Source organism: Pseudomonas sp. GW823-FHT02C02, assembly GCF_058797635.1.
On the sequence record NZ_JBXAJV010000004.1, the window covers coordinates 399,916 to 417,562 of the forward strand.

A 17,647-nucleotide genomic window follows, 5' to 3' on the forward strand; every position below is an offset into this window, starting at 1 on the left:
GAAAATTGCGCCTTTGCAGCACCACTTTGGTGCGCGACGTTCAGCCATGGGAGGCATTTTATGAACAATCCGGGTTTGTTCCAAGCAAGGTGGAACCTGCGCCGGTTGGCTCTGTGCAATTTCGTGCCTCTGGCGCTGCTGGCCTTTTGGTTATGGCCTACGGGTCAGATGCTGTGTGTGATTTTCGACGAGTGGCTGTTTCATCTGCTGAATGCGCCGCTGGCCAGCAACCCGATATGGCTACGCATCTGGGCGATTGCAAGTCTGCGCCCATTCGATGTGGGGAGTTTCGCGGATGAGTGTGGTGCTTAGGGCCTGATTTTGTAGTGCTGCCGGCGAGTGCTGCGCACTCGATCGCGAGCAGGCTCACTCCCACAAAGGTCTGCGCTATACCTGTGGGAGCGTGACTTGCCCGCGAAGACTTCAGCCCAGACGACACAGAAGCATCTACCTCACTCGTCGTTACTGCTCCCACGAAACTTAAACAAATCCCGCCGCTGTTTCTTGCTTGGCTTGCCATCGGTGCTCATGCCCAACGCGCCCGCCTTGCGCATGGCCGCAGCCGCTTCGCGCTTGGCGATGCTGGCATCGGTTTCCGCATACAACGTCTGAGCCTCTGGCGCGCCACGGCGCACAATCGATAGCGCCTGAACCACCACCGTGCGTTCCTCGAACCCCACACGAATCTGAAACTCGTCGCCCACCCTCGGCTCCTTGCCCGGTTTGCAGCGCTCACCCCGGCAATGCACCTTGCCGCTTTCAATTGCCGCCTTGGCCAAGGCACGTGTTTTATAAAAACGCGCGGCCCACAACCACTTATCGAGACGGACCTTGTCGTCCTCTTCGTTTTTTTGTGCCACTGGAATTCCTCTTTCAGCCCATAGTCGGAACTGTACTACCGTTTCTGTCGGGCGCAAGAACTCGGCCCCCCAGATAGACTGTGATCTTGGCCGGCTCACCGGCATGGAGTGATCGAGTGACTATATTCCCGTCTTCATTGACCTCGCCTCAGGGCGGTTGCCAGGGCTGCCAGCAAAGCGAGCCGCTGGGCTTCGATTTTTCTTTTGCCTACCAACCGATCGTCGATCTGCGCGACCAATCAGTTTTTGCTCACGAAGCGTTGGTGCGTGGCATTGCCGGGGAAGGCGCACTGTCGGTGCTCGACCAAGTCACCGAGGAAAATCGCTACCGCTTCGACCAGCTCTGCCGGACCCGCGCCATTGCAGGAGCGGCCAATCTAAACATGCAGACACACTTGTCCATCAACTTCATGCCCAACGCCGTGTACCGCCCGGAGCTGTGCATCCGCACCACTCTGGAAGCCGCGAAAACACACAACTTCCCCATCAACCGGCTGATTTTCGAAACCCTGGAAAGCGAGCACGTAGATAACTATCGCCATTTGACTAATATTCTGCGTGAATACCGCGAATTCGGCTTCAAGACCGCCATCGACGATTTCGGCGCGGGCTACTCGGGGCTCAATCTGCTGGCTGATTTCCAACCGGACCTGATCAAACTCGACATGGCACTGATCCGCGATGTCGATCGCGACCGTGTTCGTCAGGCGATCGTCCGAGGGGTTGTCACAATGTGTGCGGAGTTGAACGTTACAGTCATCGCCGAAGGCATCGAAAGCGCCGGAGAACGGGATTTCCTGGCGGACTGTGGAATATTTCTGATGCAGGGTTACTGGTTCGCCAAGCCTGCATTCAAAGCGTTGGCCCAGGTAGCACCTGAGGCCTGGACGCGTTAATCGCCGGTTTTTTCCTATTGAAGACATTTGACCATTTGACCGTTATCGGTCTGCGCGAGTGGGTGGCGCTCCCGGATCTGGGAGTCGCGGGCCTGCGCGCAAAAATCGACACCGGCGCCAGCACCTCAAGCCTGCATGCCACCGACATCGAGCCGTTCGAGCGCGACGGTGAAAGCTGGGTGCGCTTCACCGCGCACCTGGGCACGGTGGTGCAGTTGCGCCATCGACGCTGCGAGGCGCCACTGGTGACGCGCAAAACCATCAAAAGCTCCAACGGTCACGCTCAGATGCGTTACGTGGTCAGCACCACACTGGCCCTGGGTGATCGGGTATGGCGGGTCGAATTCACCCTCGCCTGCCGCAAGTCCATGCGTTATCGCCTGCTCCTCGGCTCCAAAGCCCTGATCGACGGCCAACTGGTGGTCAATCCGGGCATCAAATATGTACAAGACAAGCCGGTGTTCCCGGTATCTACCTCTTCCACAGGTGTTGCATGAAGATCGCTGTGCTGTCGCGGAACCCGCGTCTGTATTCCACTCGTCGTCTGGTCGAAGCCGGTACCGAGCGTGGACATGAAATGGTGGTGATCGACACCCTGCGCGCCTATATGAACATTGCCAGCCACAAACCGCAGATCCATTACCGCGGCAAGCCGCTGGAAGGTTTCGACGCGGTGATCCCGCGGATCGGTGCGTCTGTGACGTTTTATGGCTGCGCGGTGTTGCGTCAGTTCGAAATGATGGGGGTTTTCCCGCTCAATGAATCGGTGGCCATCGCCCGTTCGCGGGACAAACTGCGGTCACTGCAATTGCTCTCGCGCCGCGGCATCGGCTTGCCGGTGACCGGGTTTGCGCACTCACCGGATGATATTCCCGACCTGATCGACATGGTCAACGGCGCACCGCTGGTGATCAAGGTGCTGGAAGGTACGCAAGGCATCGGCGTGGTGTTGTGTGAAACGGCGACGGCGGCAGAGTCGGTGATTGAGGCCTTCATGGGCCTGAAGCAGAACATCATGGTTCAGGAATACATCAAGGAAGCCGGGGGCGCGGACATTCGCTGCTTCGTGGTGGGCGACAAGGTGATCGCGGCGATGAAGCGCCAGGCCAAGCCTGGGGAGTTCCGCTCCAACCTGCATCGCGGTGGCAGTGCCAGCCTGATCAAGATCACCCCGGAAGAACGCATGACCGCGTTGCGGGCGGCCAAGGTCATGGGGCTGGCGGTGGCGGGCGTGGATATCCTGCGCTCCAATCACGGGCCGCTGGTGATGGAAGTGAACTCGTCGCCAGGGCTGGAAGGGATCGAGACCACCACCGGGAAGAATGTGGCGGGGATCATCATCGAGCATCTTGAGAAGAATGGCGGGCCGAATATGACGCGCACCAAAGGCAAGGGCTGACCCACTGAGCATTCCCACGCTCTGCGTGGGAATGCTCTAACGGACGCTCCGCGTTCGGCTGTTGCTGGGACGCCGAGCGTTCAGGGCTGCATTCCCACACAGAGCGTGGGAATGATCGGAGTAGTCAGCTGTTAAACCGCATCCCGCGGCAACATAAGCCCAAGCGGCAACCGCACCCGAGCTTCAAGCCCGCCACCCGGCCGATTGCGCAACTCGACATTCCCGCCATGCATCGAAGCGATCCGCTTCACGATGGCCAGTCCAAGTCCTGTCCCCTTCCCGCCCCTGGCACGATCACCCCGGGTGAACGGGTTGAAGATCGCCTCCAGTTCCGACGGATCAATCCCTGCGCCACGGTCCATGACGCTCAGCACCACATACGGCGCGCTGGTATCACCGGAGACATAAGCCGCCACCTCAACCCCGCTGCCAGCATGGTGCAACGCGTTGCCGATCAAATTGTTCAGCAGCCGCTTCATCGACACCCGACGCAAGGGAAACGCCTGGATCGGTTCCAGGCGCAGACGCACTTTTTCTTCGTTCTGGTTATACGGCGCAGCGACTTCACGAACCAGGTCAATCAGGTCCACTTCCTCGACAGACTCGTCACGACCATCGCGGATAAACGCGAGGAACTGGTCGAGGATCGCGTCCATGTCTTCGATGTCACGCACCATCGCGTCGGTGAGGTCGTTGTGGTCGCCCATCAATTCCAGGGACAAGCGCAAACGGGTCAGCGGTGTACGCAGGTCGTGTGACACCCCGGCCAGCATCAGCTCGCGCTCGCGACCGGCCTGCTCAACGTCTTCAGCCATCTGGTTGAAGGCGCGATACACCTCGGTCATCTCGCTCGGCGTGTCACTGATCGGCAGGCGCACGCTGCGCCCCTGGCCGAGTTGCCGTGCGGCATACACCAGACGTTTCAAGGGTTGATTGAGCTGGCTGACGAAGATCCACGCCGAGGCGGTGGACAGCAAGCCGATAGCAAGGAACCAGCCGAGCACGTTCCAGATCTTCTGGCCGCGCAACGGATGCGGATACAGCGGCACTTTCAACCAGCCATCGCCCAGGCTAGGTGCCCGAACCCACAGGGCCGGCGGTGAGTGCATGCGTAATCGCACTTCGGTGTCGGCACCCAACTCAGCCTGCATCTGTCGCTGATAGATCTCGCTGTAAGGCCAATGTTGCTCGCCTTCCGGCACACCCGCGCCCACGACCCTGATCAGGGTGGCAGCATCAGCGATTTTCTCTCGGTTCTTTTCATCAGCGGCCCAATAAGCGCGCAGCGTCAGGGCGACACCATGGCTGTATTGGCGGTCCACCAGCACGTCTTCGTTCATCAACAGATAAACCAGGGTCAGTGCCTTGGAAAACAGGACGACGATCAGCACCAGCCACAGGGTGCGGGAGAAGAAACTCTGGGGGAACCAAACGGGGGTTTTCATGAATAACCGCTACACACTTGCAGGAGCGAGCGATGCTCGCATATTGCGGATCGCGAGTCTGCGGACGATTGTCCGCAAGACCCGCTCCTACAAATCGCCGATCACTTGGTGGCGGCGCCATCCGGAACGAACACGTAGCCCACGCCCCAGACCGTCTGGATGTAACGCGGTTTGGATGGGTCAGGCTCGATCATCCGGCGCAGACGGGAAATCTGCACGTCGATGGAACGCTCCAGGGCATCCCATTCGCGGCCCCGGGCCAGGTTCATCAGCTTGTCGCGAGTCAGTGGCTGACGCGCATTCATGACCAAGGCCTTGAGCACCGCGAATTCACCGGTGGTCAGCATGTGCACTTCGTCACCGCGCTTGAGTTCGCGGGTGGCCAGGGACAGTTCGTAGTCACCGAAGGTCACGCTTTCGTCTTCGCTGCCCGGTGCGCCCGGCACAGGCGTCGACTGACGGCGCAGGACCGCTTTGACACGGGCCATCAGCTCATCCGGGTTGAAGGGCTTGGCCAGGTAATCGTCGGCGCCCAGTTCCAGGCCCTTGATGCGGCTCAGCTCATCGCCCTTGGCGGTCAGCATGATGATCGGGATCTGATTGTTCGCCGTGCGCAGCCGGCGGCAGGCGGTCAGACCGTCTTCGCCGGGCAGCATCAGGTCGAGGACGACCAGGTTGAACACTTCACGCGCCAGCAGGCGATCCATTTGTTCGGTGTTCGGCACGGCGCGGGCGCGGTAGCCCTTGCTGACGAAAAAGCGTTCCAGCAGGCTGCTCAGCCCTGGATCGTCGTCAACAATAAGAATTTTTTCGCCTTCAGCATTGTTTGCAGTGCTGCTCATTGGATGCTCCTTTGATCTCGGCGCGCATTATGGCGTAGCTGCCGTTATACGCACCGTGTGCATTGTTAGCAGATTTTTCCTTCACTGCCAGAAATCCGGCCCTCGCGCTAATGCCTGCGATGCCCCTGAATGATAGAACGCTGGTTATAATGCGCGGCCTTTTGTGTCAGGCAACGTCTGATCACGGCTACAGGTGGCCGCTTTTTATTTTCATGGCGCCGGCAGTCATTGTTCGATTTCACGGGTCAATGGGATACCTGTTGATCCAGGTAGCGGCGCACGCCAGGCCGCTCAACCAGACTCGCCGAGCCTTTATCCCTGCGCCTGCGAGCCTGCTTTCACAATTTGTCAGGTGGTTTTATGGACAGCATCAACAGCCGCATCGCCGAGGAACTCGGTGTACGCCCACAACAGGTCGAAGCGGCCGTCGCGCTACTCGATGAAGGCTCTACCGTTCCCTTCATCGCCCGTTACCGGAAAGAAGTGACCGGCAGCCTCGATGACATCCAGTTGCGTCATCTGGAAGAGCGTCTGCGCTACCTGCGAGAACTCGACGAACGGCGTATCAGCATCCTTGCCAGCATTCAGGAGCAAGGCAAGCTGACCCCGCAACTCGAACGCGACATCAAACTCGCCGACACCAAGACCCGCCTGGAAGACTTGTACTTGCCGTACAAGCAGAAGCGCCGCACCAAGGGCCAGATCGCCCTGGAAGCCGGCCTCGGCGAGCTGGCCGACGGCCTGTTCAACGACCCGACCCTGACGCCAGACGCCGAAGCCGCACGCTTCGTCGACGCCGAAAAAGGCGTGGCCGATGTGAAGGCGGCCCTCGAAGGCGCCAAATACATCCTGATGGAACGCTTTGCCGAAGACGCCGGCCTCCTGGACAAGCTGCGCAGCTACCTCAAGCAGGAAGCGACCCTCAGTGCCCGCGTCATCGCCGGCAAGGAAGAGGAAGGCGCCAAGTTCCGCGACTACTTCGAACACGACGAACCGCTGAAAAGCATGCCGTCGCACCGCGCGCTGGCGATTTTCCGTGGCCGCAACGAAGGCATCCTGAGTTCGGCGCTGAAAGTCGGCGACGAGCTGCCGGGCACCATGCACCCGTGCGAAGGCATGATCGGCCAGCAATTCGGCATCCAGAACCAGAACCGCGCCGCCGACAAATGGCTGGGCGAAGTGGTGCGCTGGACCTGGAAGGTCAAGCTCTACACCCACCTCGAAACCGATTTGCTCGGCGAGTTGCGCGATGGCGCGGAAACCGAAGCGATCAACGTGTTCGCCCACAACCTGCACGACTTGCTGCTGTCGGCCCCGGCCGGCCCGCGTGCCACCCTGGGCCTCGACCCGGGCCTGCGCACCGGTTGCAAGGTCGCCGTGGTCGATTCCACCGGCAAGCTGCTGGATCACGCCACGGTGTACCCGCACGTGCCGCACAACAAATGGGACCAGACCATCGCGATTCTGGCAGCCCTGTGCGCCAAGCATGCCGTGGACCTGATCGCCATTGGCAACGGCACCGCCAGCCGTGAAACCGACAAGCTCGCCGCTGAGCTGATCAAAAAATACCCAGCGATGAAGATGACCAAGGTCATGGTCTCCGAGGCCGGTGCATCGGTTTACTCGGCGTCGGAACTGGCTTCCAAGGAATTCCCGGACCTCGACGTGTCGATCCGTGGCGCCGTGTCGATTGCCCGCCGCTTGCAGGATCCGCTGGCCGAACTGGTGAAGATCGATCCGAAATCCATCGGCGTCGGCCAGTACCAGCACGACGTGTCGCAGCTGAAACTGGCGCGTGGCCTGGATGCCGTGGTCGAGGACTGCGTGAACGCCGTGGGCGTGGACGTCAACACCGCCTCCGTGGCGCTGCTCGCCCGCATCTCCGGCCTCAACGCGACCCTGGCGCAGAACATCGTCAGCCACCGCGACGAGCACGGCGCGTTCAAAACCCGTGCGGCGTTGAAGAAAGTCGCTCGTCTGGGCGAGAAAACCTTCGAACAGGCGGCCGGTTTCCTGCGCGTCATGAACGGCGACAATCCGCTGGATTCGTCGGCGGTTCACCCGGAAGCCTATCCGCTGGTGCAGCGCATTGCCGCTGAGACCGACCGTGACATTCGCTCGTTGATCGGCGACGCGAGTTTCCTCAAGCGTCTCGACCCGAAGAAGTACACCGACGAAACCTTTGGTCTGCCAACGGTCACCGACATTCTGCAAGAGCTGGAAAAACCGGGCCGTGACCCGCGTCCGGAGTTCAAGACCGCCGAGTTCCAGGAAGGCGTCGAAGACCTCAAGGATCTGCAACTGGGGATGATCCTCGAAGGCGTCGTCACCAACGTGACCAACTTCGGCGCGTTCGTCGACATCGGCGTGCATCAGGACGGTTTGGTGCACATCTCTGCGCTTTCGGAGAAGTTCATCAAGGATCCGCGCGAAGCGGTAAAGGCCGGAGACGTGGTGAAAGTGAAGGTCATGGAAGTCGATATCCCGCGTAAACGCGTGGGTCTGTCGATGCGCATGAGCGACACCCCGGGCGAGAAAATCGACGGCGCTCGTGGTGCACGTCCGGGGTCGGCGCCACGCCAGTCCCAGAACAACGCACCGCGTAAGGAAACCACGGCGGCGGCCCCGGCCAACAACGCCATGGCATCGTTGTTTGCCAACGCCAAGCAGTTGAAGAAACGCTGATGGAGATCCCTGCCGGGCTGACCGAAAGCGCTTTTTTCAAGCTGCTGGGATGTCGCTTGCACAGTCTGGAAGCCGGGGTGGCGCAAGTCGCCCTGGGGCTTGCGCCAGAGCTGCGCAATCGCGGCGGCAAGCTGCACGGCGGGGCCTTGTTCAGTCTGGTGGACATTGCCATGGGGCTGGCCTGTTCCAGCACCCACGGCTTTGACCAGCAGAGCGCGACCATCGAGTGCAAGATCAACTACATTCGCGCCGTTTCCGACGGTGAAGTAATGTGCACGGCGCGGGTGATTCACCCGGGCCGGCGCACGCTGGTGGTCGAAGCCGACGTGATGCAAGGCGACAAACTCGTCGCAAAAGCACAAGGCACGTTCGCTGTCCTGTAGCTAGAAGTCATCGATTTGAGTTAATTTCGGCGCTGTGACTGCAGCGCCGAAGTTTCCTGTGGGAGCGAGCCTGCTCGCGAAGGCGATGTATCAGACAACATCAATGTTGACTGACACGCCCTCTTCGCGAGCAGGCTCGCTCCCACAGGGAATTCCTTGGCTGCTGTCAGCAGCCGTGTACGGTCCAAAAACCAGGCGAAAACGCCAGTTTCAACTTCACCCTTGTAGACCGTCTTGCCCACCCCCATATTGGGGCGACTGACGCGTGAAGGAATCCAACTTGAGCGAACTTCTCAACCGCCGCCTGGCTCTGCTTGGCGAGCGCGCTAACCTCTCTCTGCTCGAACAGTGCCTTCACGGCATCGAACGTGAATGCCTGCGCGTGACCGGCGAAGGTCGCCTGGCGCAAACGCCGCACCCGGAAGCATTGGGTTCCGCGCTGACCAATGAACAAATCACCACCGACTATTCCGAGTCGCTGCTGGAATTCATTACCCCGGCCCTGCCAGACCCAGCCGATACGCTGGCGAGCCTGGACAAGATTCACCGTTTTGCCTACAGCAAGCTCGGCAACGAGTTTCTGTGGAGTCCATCGATGCCGTGCCCGTTGCCGGCCGAGGAAGACATCCCGATCGCCTATTACGGCACGTCCAACATCGGTCAGCTCAAGTACGTCTACCGCAAGGGCCTGGCCCTGCGTTACGGCAAGACCATGCAGTGCATCGCCGGGATTCACTACAACTTTTCCCTGCCGGAAAAGCTCTGGCCACTGCTTAAAGAGGCTGAAGGCTTTGTCGGCACCGACCGCGACTATCAGTCGTCAGCCTACATTGCGCTGATCCGCAACTTCCGCCGCTACAGCTGGCTGCTGATGTACCTGTTCGGCGCCTCCCCTGCGCTGGACGCCGGTTTCCTGCGCGGTCGTTCGCACCAGTTGGAGCAACTGGACCCGGACACCTTGTACCTGCCATACGCCACCAGCCTGCGCATGAGTGACCTGGGTTACCAGAGCAACGCCCAGGCCGGCTTGACGCCGTGCTACAACGATCTGGCCAGCTACACCGACAGCCTGCGCAAAGCGGTCGCCACGCCGTATGCACCGTATGTCGAAATCGGTACGCATCAGGACGGTGAGTGGGTTCAGCTCAACACCAACATCCTGCAGATCGAAAACGAGTACTACTCCAACATCCGCCCGAAGCGCGTGACCTACACCGGCGAACGGCCGATCCAGGCGCTGGTGGCCCGCGGCATTCAGTACGTCGAAGTGCGTTGCCTGGACATCAATCCGTTCCTGCCGATGGGCATCGATTTGCCAGAGTCGCGCTTCCTCGACGCGTTCCTGCTGTATTGCGCGCTGAACGACAGCCCGCTGCTGACCAATACTTCGTGCGGCAACGCGACCTCGAACTTCCTCAGCGTGGTCAAGGAAGGTCGTCGTCCGGGCCTGCAACTGCAGCGTGACGGTCAACCGGTCGACCTGAAGGAATGGGCCGGCGAATTGTTGGAAAAAATAGCTCCGCTCGCGGCGCTGCTTGATCAAAGCCATGGCGGCGATGCCCACAGCAAGGCGTTGGACGTGCAGATGGAGAAGGTCAAGGATTCGTCGCGCACACCTTCAGCACAAGTGCTGGCGGCCATGGCTGAACACAAGGAGAGCTTTGCCCAGTTCTCCCTGCGCCAGAGCCAGGCGCATGCGGAGTTTTTCCGCAGCGAGCCGTTGAATAGCGAAGATCAGGCGAAGTTTGAAGAACGCGCACGCTCCTCGCTGGCTGAGCAGGTGGCGCTGGAGCAGAACGAAGTCGGCGATTTCGATGTGTTTGTCGGGTCGTATCAGGCGAGCATTCTGGCGATCAGCAACTAACATCAGAAGGTCCTTCAGACCTTTTTGCGGGCAAGCCTCGCTCCTACAGTTTTGTGTCGGTCCCCATTTGTGACTCGACCCCGAATCTGTAGGAGCGAGGCTTGCCCGCGATGGCCGCACTGCGGTCTCCCTTAGAATTTTCCGCTCATAAGCTCATTCGAAAAAGTTATTTATTTTCGGATTCTTAGATCATTTAGTCTCCTTTCACGCCGACTCTCGGTCGCCTGACAAGGAGCTTCTCAATGAAACTGAATTTCTCTCTTCGCCTCTTGGTGGCCGCGTCTCTGGCTGCTGCGAGTTTGTTTGCCCAGGCGGCTGACCTGACCGTCGCCTACCAGACCACGGTTGACCCGGCGAAGGTCGCCCAGGCCGACGGCGCTTACGAAAAAGCCACCAACGCCAAGATCGACTGGCGCAAATTCGACAACGGCGCCGACATCATCGCCGCCATCGCTTCCGGCGACGTGCAGATCGGCTACCTCGGTTCCAGCCCCCTGACGGCGGCCATCACCCGCAAAGTCCCGGTAGAAACCTTCCTCATTGCCACCCAGATCGGCGCGGCTGAAGCCCTGGTCGCCCGCGAAGGCTCCGGGATCAAGACTCCGCAAGACCTGATCGGCAAAAAAATCGCCGTGCCGTTCGTTTCCACCGGCCACTACAGCCTGCTGGCGGCGCTCAAGCACTGGAACATCGATCCGTCGAAGGTCACCGTGCTCAACCTCGCTCCGCCCGCCATCATCGCGGCGTGGAAACGCGGTGATATCGACGCCACTTACGTGTGGGACCCAGCCCTCGGAGTCGCCAAGGAAAACGGCAAAGTGCTGATTACCTCCGGCGAGCTGGCCAAGTTCGGCGCTCCGACTTTCGATGCCTGGATCGTGCGTAAGGACTTCGCCGAGAAGCACCCGGAAATCGTCACTGCGTTCGCCAAAGTGACCCTCGACGCCTACGCCGATTACCGCAAAGACCCGAAAGCCTGGCTGGCCAATCAAAGCAACGTGGACAAGCTTGTCAAACTGTCGGGCGCCAAGGCCAGCGACATTCCGTTGTTGCTGCAAGGCAACGTCTTCCCGCTGGCGGCTGACCAAGTGATCACCCTCGGCGCACCGACCACCAAGGCCATTACCGACACCGCCGCCTTCCTCAAGGAACAAGGCAAGGTCGAGGCCGTGCTGCCGGACTACGCCCCTTACGTCAGCGCCAAGTACATCACCAACTGATCGGGAGTTAACTGCGATGGCTTTGCTACAGCTGGAGCGCATCAGCGCACAGTACCCCGGCGCCGCCGAACCGGTACTGGCGGATATTTCCCTGAGCCTGGGCCCCCAGCAGTTGCTGGTAGCTCTCGGCCCGTCCGGCAGTGGCAAGACCTCGCTGTTGAACCTGATTGCCGGTTTCGTCGAACCCAGCGCCGGGCGCATCACCCTTGACGGTGTGCCGGTCAAAGGCCCGAGCGCCGAACGCGGCGTGGTGTTCCAGGACGACGCCCTGCTGCCTTGGCAGGACGTGTTGGCCAACGTCGGTTTCGGCCTGGAGCTGGCCGGCATTGCGCGGGAAAAACGTGAACTGCGCGCTCAGGAAATGCTCGCACTGGTGGACCTTTCCGGCTTCGAAAGTCGCCGCATCTGGCAGCTCTCGGGTGGCCAGAAGCAACGTGTCGGCCTGGCCCGCGCGCTGGCCGCCGACCCGCGCGTTTTGCTGATGGACGAACCCTTCGGCGCCCTCGACGCCTTCACCCGCGAACAGATGCAGGAGCTGCTGCTGCAAGTCTGGCAGCGCACCGCCAAACCGGTTTTCCTGATTACCCACGACATCGAAGAAGCGGTGTTCCTCGCCACGGACCTGATTCTGCTGGCGCCTGATCCGGGAAAAATCGTCGAGCGCCTGAGCCTGGATTTCGGTCAGCGGTATGCGGCCGGTGAGTCCGCTCGCTCGATCAAGTCCGACCCGCGCTTCATCGAAACTCGCGAACACGTACTCGCCAAAGTGTTCTCCCAACGCAGCACCGCCCAGCGGCAGGAGCGCGCATGAGCAGCTATCAAATTCCCGCCGTCGCGGTTAAACCGGGTTCCACGGACATCCCGTCACGTCGCAGCCTCAGCACTCGGTGGATCAGCGTGCTGACGCTGGTGGCGCTGGTTGTCATTTGGTGGGCCGTCACCGCCACAGGGATGATCGAACCGCTGTTCCTGCCACCACCGTCCGCCGTGCTGCAAAAGGGCTGGCTGCTGGTGACCAGCGGCTACATGGATTCAACGTTGTGGCAGCACTTGGGGGCCAGTCTCAGCCGTATCGGTCTGGGCCTTGGTTTCGCGGTGCTGACCGCCGTGCCCATCGGCATCGCCATCGGCCATAACCGCATCGCCCGCGGCGTGCTCGATCCGTTGATCGAATTCTACCGGCCGATTCCACCGCTGGCTTACCTGCCGCTGATCGTGATCTGGTGCGGCATCGGTGAGCTGTCGAAAGTCTTGCTGATCTACTTGGCGATTTTCGCCCCGATTGCCATCGCCACTGCAACTGGCGTGCGCACGGTTGACCCGGCCAAACTGCGCGCCGCGCAGTCGCTGGGTGCGACCCGGGCGCAATTGATTCGCCATGTGATTCTGCCGAGCGCCTTGCCGGATATTTTGACTGGCGTGCGCATCGGCCTCGGTGTGGGTTGGTCGACGCTGGTTGCCGCCGAATTGATCGCCGCCACCAGCGGTTTGGGTTTTATGGTGCAGTCGGCCGCGCAATTCCTGGTCACCGATGTGGTGGTGCTGGGAATTCTGGTGATTGCCTTGATCGCGTTTGCCATGGAAATGGGCCTGCGCGCCCTGCAACGCAAACTGGTGCCGTGGCACGGCCAGGCCCACTGAGTTTTTTGGGATCTTAATGTGGGAGCGAGCCTGCTCGCGATGGCGGTGTATCAGCCACCACCCTGTCGCCTGACTCTCCGCTATCGCGAGCAGGCTCACTCCTACAAAAGCTCGGCACCCCGGATTAAAGAGAATCACCATGAGCAACCTGACCATCGTCCCCCTCAGCTCGGCCCTCGGCGCCCAAATCATCGGCATCGACGTCAGCCAGCCACTGAATCAGGAACAGCGCGACGCCATCGAGCAAGCGCTGCTCAAGCATCAAGTGCTGTTCTTCCGCGACCAGCCGATCACGCCGCAACAGCAGGCGCGATTCGCTGCGAATTTTGGCGACCTGCACATCCATCCGATCTACCCGAACGTGCCGGAACAGCCCGAAGTGCTGATCCTCGACACCGCCGTCACCGACGTGCGCGACAACGCGATCTGGCACACCGACGTGACCTTCCTGCCGACCCCGGCCATGGGCGCGGTGCTGAGTGCCAAGCTGTTGCCGGAGTTTGGCGGCGACACGTTGTGGGCCAGTGGCATCGCGGCGTATGAAGCGTTGTCCGCGCCGATGAAAAGCTTGCTCGAAGGCCTGACGGCCACACACGATTTCACCCGCTCGTTCCCGCTGGAGCGATATGGCAACACGCCGCAAGCGTTGGCCCAGTGGGAAGAAGCACGCCGCAAAAATCCACCGCTGTCGCACCCGGTGATCCGCACACACCCGGTGAGCAGGCGCCGGGCGTTGTTCGTCAATGAAGGCTTCACGTCGAAGATCAATGAGCTGTCGGACACCGAGAGTGAAGCGATTTTGAAGTTGTTGTTTGCTCATGCGACGCGGCCGGAATTCACCATTCGCTGGCGTTGGCAAAAAGATGACGTGGCGTTCTGGGATAACCGCGTGACACAGCATTACGCCGTGGATGATTACCGACCGGCGCGGCGGGTGATGCAGCGGGCTACTGTGTTGGGGGATGTGCCTTTCTTTCGGTGAGTCCTGAGTTCTTTACTGCCTGTTCTGGCCCCATCGCGAGCAGGCTCGCTCCCACAGGGTCTGTGCCTGACACAAATCCACTGTGGGAGCGAGCCTGCTCGCGAAGAGGCAGGAACAGGCGCAGCAAGACCCCGTGCCGAACACTTATTCAGCCGTCGAAGGTTTCTCCCAAAGATTGATCCCGCCTTCCTGGGCAAACCGGTCAATTTCCGCCAGTTCTTCCGCGCTGAAACTCAAATTCTTCAACGCTCCGACGTTCTCGATAATCTGCTCCGGCCGGCTCGCACCGATCAGTGCCGAGGTCACGCGCGGATCGCGCAGCGTCCATGCCAACGCCAGTTGCGCCAGGCTCTGACCGCGACGCTTGGCGATTTCGTTGAGCCCGCGCACGTGGGCGATGTTGGCTTCGGACAGATGAGATTCCTGCAAAGAACCACCGCCCGGGCGATTGACCCGCGCATCCTTCGGAATGCCATTGAGGTACTTGTCGGTCAACAAGCCCTGCGCCAACGGCGTGAACGCAATCACGCCAGTGCCGAGTTCGTCGGTGACGTCCAGCAGATCCTTTTCAACCCAGCGATTAAGCAGGTTGTAGGCTGGTTGGTGAATCAGCAACGGTACTTTCCACTCTTTCAGCAGCGCCGCCATCTCACGGGTTTTCACCCCGGAATAGGACGAGATGCCGATGTACAGCGCCTTGCCCTGCTGCACGGCGGTGGCCAACGCACTGGCGGTTTCTTCCAGCGGCGTGTCCGGGTCGAAGCGATGGGAATAGAAGATGTCCACGTAGTCCAGGCCCAGGCGTTGCAGGCTCTGGTCGAGGCTGGCCAGCACGTATTTACGCGAACCGCCGCCCTGGCCATAAGGGCCGGGCCACATGTCCCAGCCGGCCTTGCTCGAAATAATCAACTCGTCGCGGTACTGCTTGAAGTCTTCACGCAGCAAACGACCGAAGTTGATCTCGGCGCTGCCATACGGCGGGCCATAGTTATTGGCCAGGTCGAAGTGGTTGATGCCCAGGTCGAAGGCGGTGCGCAACAGCGAGCGCTGAGTGTCGATCGGCGTGCTGTCACCGAAGTTGTGCCACAGCCCCAGGGACAGCGCCGGCAGCACCAGACCGCTGCGGCCTACGCGGCGGTAAGGGATAGAGTCGTAGCGGTTTTCGGCAGCGGTGTAAGTCATCGAATCCTCTCTTGTCTGTCTTGAAGTTGGTATCGACTGCTTCGCAAGTTGCCCAGCATACGCCCAGACAAACGCCGATAAACCTCGGACTCGAGAAAAAGCTGAAACGTTTCACAGATGATCGTTCCGACGCGGAGCGTGGGAACGATCAAGAACAGCAAGGTCAAACAGCGCCCGTAAACAGCTCCCCCAACCAATCCACAAACACCCGAACCCGTGGCGACATGTGTCGGTTGTGGGGGTACAGCACCGAAACCGGCATTGACGGTGGCGGCGTGTCGATGAGGACTTCTTGCACCAGGCCTTGGGAAATCTGCGCCTCCATTCGGTAATGCGGACACTGGATCAGGCCGAGCCCGGCAATTGCCGACGCCGCGTAGATTTCCGCGCCGAACACTGAAACCGCGCCTTCGATAGCGACTTCTTTCAGCTCGCCATCGACCATGAATTCGAAGGGGAACAACTTGGCGGTGGTGCGCGAGACGTAGTTCACCGCGCGATGGTGTTTCAGGTCTTCAAGGCTTTTCGGTTCACCGTATTGACGCAGGTAGGCGGGGCTGGCGCAGGTGATCTGGCGCAGGCTGGCGATACGTTTTCCGATCAGCGCCGAATCACTCAAGGTGCCGGCGCGCAGCACGCAGTCGACGCCTTCAGCGATCAGGTCGACAAAACGGTCGGCTTCGCTGATGGACAACTCGATGTCCGGGTAACGCTCCATGAATTGTGGCAATGCCGGGATCACAAAATGCCTGGCCAGGGTGCCATGCAAGTCGACGCGCAAGCGGCCTTTGGGTGCGCAACCGCGAAACGCCAGTTCGGCTTCTTCAAGTTCCGCCAGCAAGTGCACACAACGCTGATAGTAGGCCTCGCCGTCCAGCGTCGGACGCACTCTGCGGGTGCTGCGTTCCAACAAGCGCGTACCGAGCCACGCTTCAAACTGATTCAGCGTATGGGTCAGCGTCGCCCGTGGCAGATTCAGGTCCTCGGCGGCCAGCGTGAAGCTGCTGCGCTCGTAGATCCGCACGAAAACCTTCATTGCTTTGACTTGATCCACGCTCGGCTCCTGCTCCTCGATTGTTGGCGATTATTGAACAGTCAAGGCAACTCTCGTGCATTTATCGGCTTCGGTAAACATGTGAATCTGGCTTCACCCCAACAAACACCTTCAAAGGTTCGCCATGACTACTCAAACTTCGAAAGTTGCCCTCGTGACCGGCGCCTCCCGTGGCATCGGTGCCGTGATCGCCAGACAACTGGCCAGCGAAGGGTTCGCCGTCGCCATCAACTACGCCAGCAGCGCCATCGAAGCCTCAAAACGGGTGGTGGAGTTGCGTCAGGCTGGCCATCAAGCCATAGCGATCAAGGCCGATGTGGCCAATGCCGACGACGTACGCCGGATGTTCGACGAGACCGAAACGCAGCTGGGCAAGGTCGATGTGCTGATCAACAACGCCGGCATTCTCAAAGTGATGCCGCTGGCGCAACACACAGACGAACTGTTCGACCAGACCTTCAACATCCATGCGCGCGGCACCTTCAACACCTTGCGTGAGGCGGCGACGCGTCTGAACAGCGGCGGGCGGATCGTCAACTTTTCCAGCAGCACCGTCGGGCTCAACCTGCCGGGGTACGCGGTGTACATCGCCAGCAAAGCGGCCGTGGAATCCCTGACCCAGGTATTCGCCAAAGAAATGCGCGGGCGCAACATCACCGTCAACGCAGTCGCCCCCGGGCCGGTAGCGACCGAATTGTTTTTGCACGGCAAGAGCGAAGAGCAGATCCAGACCTTCGCCAAGATGCCTCCGCTGGAGCGTCTCGGTCAGCCGGAGGACATTGCTCGTGTGGTGTCGTTTCTGGTCGGGCCGGATTCGGCTTGGGTCAATGGGCAGATTCTGCGGGTGAATGGTGGATTGGTTTAAGCTGGTTTGCAGGCAGGCCAGACGCCTTCGCGGGCAGCACACATCTAAAGGACGGAATGCATCATGCACACCACGATCATCATCACCTTCGGCCTGATCCTGCTGGCGTTGATGCTGTTCATCGGCGAGAAAATCGGCTTCAGCCGCGAGACCCTGACCTACAGTTTTGTGGTCCTGTGGCTGGCCCTGACACTGATCAACGGCGCGGTCGGCATGGTCAATGCCGGCCAGCCGTTGAGCACGGAACTGGTCGTTGGCAGCGCCGTGTTCGGTGTACCGGTGGCGGCGCTGGTGCTGTTCATGGTGTTGACCACCGAAACGTGAACAGC

Annotated in this window: 17 protein-coding genes and 1 pseudogene; 13 read left to right on the forward strand and 5 right to left on the reverse strand. The window is 60.4% G+C overall.

The genetic code is table 11. The features are described from left to right. Window positions 1-60: 60 nt before the first annotated feature. A pseudogene (locus tag AC1ROI_RS09550) lies at window positions 61-279 on the forward strand (phosphatase PAP2 family protein); the annotation flags it as partial. A 173-nt stretch (window positions 280-452) separates the two neighbouring features. On the opposite strand, the gene AC1ROI_RS09555 reads toward AC1ROI_RS09550, so the two are convergent. Next, window positions 453-860: an RNA-binding S4 domain-containing protein gene (locus tag AC1ROI_RS09555; RefSeq protein WP_077747501.1), complete on the reverse strand. Its 408-nt coding sequence runs from the start codon at window positions 858-860 to the stop codon at window positions 453-455. Between the two features lie 116 nt (window positions 861-976). On the opposite strand from AC1ROI_RS09555, the gene rimA reads away from it, so the two are divergent. Genes rimA through rimK form a run of 3 tightly spaced genes read left to right on the forward strand, consistent with a single transcriptional unit; the run spans window position 977 to window position 3,155 of the window. Then, window positions 977-1,756 (forward strand): S6 modification regulatory phosphodiesterase RimA, encoded by a 780-nt coding sequence (rimA, locus tag AC1ROI_RS09560; RefSeq protein ID WP_102593423.1) that lies wholly within the window; start codon window positions 977-979, stop codon window positions 1,754-1,756. Window positions 1,757-1,773: 17 nt separating this feature from the next. Beyond that, window positions 1,774-2,253 (forward strand): retropepsin-like aspartic endopeptidase RimB, encoded by a 480-nt coding sequence (gene rimB / locus AC1ROI_RS09565; RefSeq protein WP_010464766.1) that lies wholly within the window; start codon window positions 1,774-1,776, stop codon window positions 2,251-2,253. After that, entirely contained in the window at window positions 2,250-3,155 is a 906-nt protein-coding gene (gene rimK, locus AC1ROI_RS09570) for a 30S ribosomal protein S6--L-glutamate ligase (RefSeq protein ID WP_007949201.1), read from the forward strand. The genes rimB and rimK overlap by 4 nt, the downstream gene beginning before the upstream one ends. A 131-nt stretch (window positions 3,156-3,286) precedes the next feature. Here rimK and AC1ROI_RS09575 read toward each other — a convergent pair whose 3' ends face one another. Together AC1ROI_RS09575 and ompR are read right to left on the reverse strand one after the other, a co-directional pair. Beyond that, window positions 3,287-4,600 (reverse strand): ATP-binding protein, encoded by a 1,314-nt coding sequence (locus AC1ROI_RS09575; protein ID WP_010464772.1) that lies wholly within the window; start codon window positions 4,598-4,600, stop codon window positions 3,287-3,289. Window positions 4,601-4,701: 101 nt separating this feature from the next. Then, entirely contained in the window at window positions 4,702-5,442 is a 741-nt protein-coding gene (ompR, locus tag AC1ROI_RS09580; protein WP_010464774.1) for an osmolarity response regulator transcription factor OmpR, read from the reverse strand. 360 nt (window positions 5,443-5,802) lie between these two features. On the opposite strand from ompR, the gene AC1ROI_RS09585 reads away from it, so the two are divergent. The 7 genes from AC1ROI_RS09585 to tauD all read left to right on the forward strand — a co-directional run bounded on the left by AC1ROI_RS09585 (window position 5,803) and on the right by tauD (window position 14,217). Beyond that, a complete protein-coding gene (locus tag AC1ROI_RS09585) occupies window positions 5,803-8,127 on the forward strand; it encodes a Tex family protein (protein WP_010464777.1) in 2,325 nt (774 codons plus the stop codon). Then, window positions 8,127-8,510 carry a PaaI family thioesterase gene (locus AC1ROI_RS09590; protein ID WP_010464779.1) on the forward strand — a complete coding sequence of 128 codons (384 nt, stop codon included), beginning with the start codon at window positions 8,127-8,129 and terminating at the stop codon, window positions 8,508-8,510. Before AC1ROI_RS09585 ends, AC1ROI_RS09590 begins: the two co-directional genes overlap by 1 nt. A gap of 280 nt (window positions 8,511-8,790) precedes the next feature. Then, a complete protein-coding gene (gshA, locus tag AC1ROI_RS09595; protein WP_010464781.1) occupies window positions 8,791-10,374 on the forward strand; it encodes a glutamate--cysteine ligase in 1,584 nt (527 codons plus the stop codon). Window positions 10,375-10,616: 242 nt separating this feature from the next. Then, window positions 10,617-11,594 (forward strand): taurine ABC transporter substrate-binding protein, encoded by a 978-nt coding sequence (gene tauA, locus AC1ROI_RS09600; RefSeq protein WP_010464783.1) that lies wholly within the window; start codon window positions 10,617-10,619, stop codon window positions 11,592-11,594. Window positions 11,595-11,610: 16 nt separating this feature from the next. Beyond that, a complete protein-coding gene (gene tauB, locus AC1ROI_RS09605; RefSeq protein ID WP_102593422.1) occupies window positions 11,611-12,405 on the forward strand; it encodes a taurine ABC transporter ATP-binding subunit in 795 nt (264 codons plus the stop codon). Then, window positions 12,402-13,235 (forward strand): taurine ABC transporter permease TauC, encoded by an 834-nt coding sequence (tauC, locus tag AC1ROI_RS09610; RefSeq protein WP_010464786.1) that lies wholly within the window; start codon window positions 12,402-12,404, stop codon window positions 13,233-13,235. Before tauB ends, tauC begins: the two co-directional genes overlap by 4 nt. A gap of 139 nt (window positions 13,236-13,374) precedes the next feature. Then, window positions 13,375-14,217, forward strand: a complete 843-nt coding sequence (gene tauD, locus AC1ROI_RS09615; protein ID WP_102593421.1) for a taurine dioxygenase — start codon at window positions 13,375-13,377, stop codon at window positions 14,215-14,217. 144 nt (window positions 14,218-14,361) lie between these two features. Here the strand turns inward: tauD and mgrA are convergent, their stop codons facing one another. Beyond that, window positions 14,362-15,399 (reverse strand): L-glyceraldehyde 3-phosphate reductase, encoded by a 1,038-nt coding sequence (mgrA, locus tag AC1ROI_RS09620; protein WP_102593420.1) that lies wholly within the window; start codon window positions 15,397-15,399, stop codon window positions 14,362-14,364. Between the two features lie 163 nt (window positions 15,400-15,562). Beyond that, entirely contained in the window at window positions 15,563-16,453 is an 891-nt protein-coding gene (locus AC1ROI_RS09625) for a LysR family transcriptional regulator (protein ID WP_077747495.1), read from the reverse strand. A 124-nt stretch (window positions 16,454-16,577) separates the two neighbouring features. Between AC1ROI_RS09625 and AC1ROI_RS09630 the strand changes: the two genes are divergently transcribed. Beyond that, window positions 16,578-17,318: an SDR family oxidoreductase gene (locus tag AC1ROI_RS09630; RefSeq protein WP_083375285.1), complete on the forward strand. Its 741-nt coding sequence runs from the start codon at window positions 16,578-16,580 to the stop codon at window positions 17,316-17,318. Between the two features lie 63 nt (window positions 17,319-17,381). After that, entirely contained in the window at window positions 17,382-17,642 is a 261-nt protein-coding gene (locus AC1ROI_RS09635) for a hypothetical protein (RefSeq protein WP_083375286.1), read from the forward strand. The last annotated feature ends 5 nt before the right edge of the window (window positions 17,643-17,647 follow it).

Bases quoted from the DNA above. Each gene is read 5' to 3' on its own strand.
- AC1ROI_RS09590 (WP_010464779.1), top strand. From the start codon at position 8,127: ATGGAGATCCCTGCCGGGCTGACCGAAAGCGCTTTTTTCAAGCTGCTG.
- rimK (WP_007949201.1), top strand. From the start codon at position 2,250: ATGAAGATCGCTGTGCTGTCGCGGAACCCGCGTCTGTATTCCACTCGT.
- ompR (WP_010464774.1), bottom strand. From the start codon at position 5,442: ATGAGCAGCACTGCAAACAATGCTGAAGGCGAAAAAATTCTTATTGTT.
- mgrA (WP_102593420.1), bottom strand. From the start codon at position 15,399: ATGACTTACACCGCTGCCGAAAACCGCTACGACTCTATCCCTTACCGC.
- tauA (WP_010464783.1), top strand. From the start codon at position 10,617: ATGAAACTGAATTTCTCTCTTCGCCTCTTGGTGGCCGCGTCTCTGGCT.
- tauD (WP_102593421.1), top strand. From the start codon at position 13,375: ATGAGCAACCTGACCATCGTCCCCCTCAGCTCGGCCCTCGGCGCCCAA.
- AC1ROI_RS09585 (WP_010464777.1), top strand. From the start codon at position 5,803: ATGGACAGCATCAACAGCCGCATCGCCGAGGAACTCGGTGTACGCCCA.
- tauC (WP_010464786.1), top strand. From the start codon at position 12,402: ATGAGCAGCTATCAAATTCCCGCCGTCGCGGTTAAACCGGGTTCCACG.
- AC1ROI_RS09575 (WP_010464772.1), bottom strand. From the start codon at position 4,600: ATGAAAACCCCCGTTTGGTTCCCCCAGAGTTTCTTCTCCCGCACCCTG.
- tauB (WP_102593422.1), top strand. From the start codon at position 11,611: ATGGCTTTGCTACAGCTGGAGCGCATCAGCGCACAGTACCCCGGCGCC.
- AC1ROI_RS09630 (WP_083375285.1), top strand. From the start codon at position 16,578: ATGACTACTCAAACTTCGAAAGTTGCCCTCGTGACCGGCGCCTCCCGT.
- AC1ROI_RS09635 (WP_083375286.1), top strand. From the start codon at position 17,382: ATGCACACCACGATCATCATCACCTTCGGCCTGATCCTGCTGGCGTTG.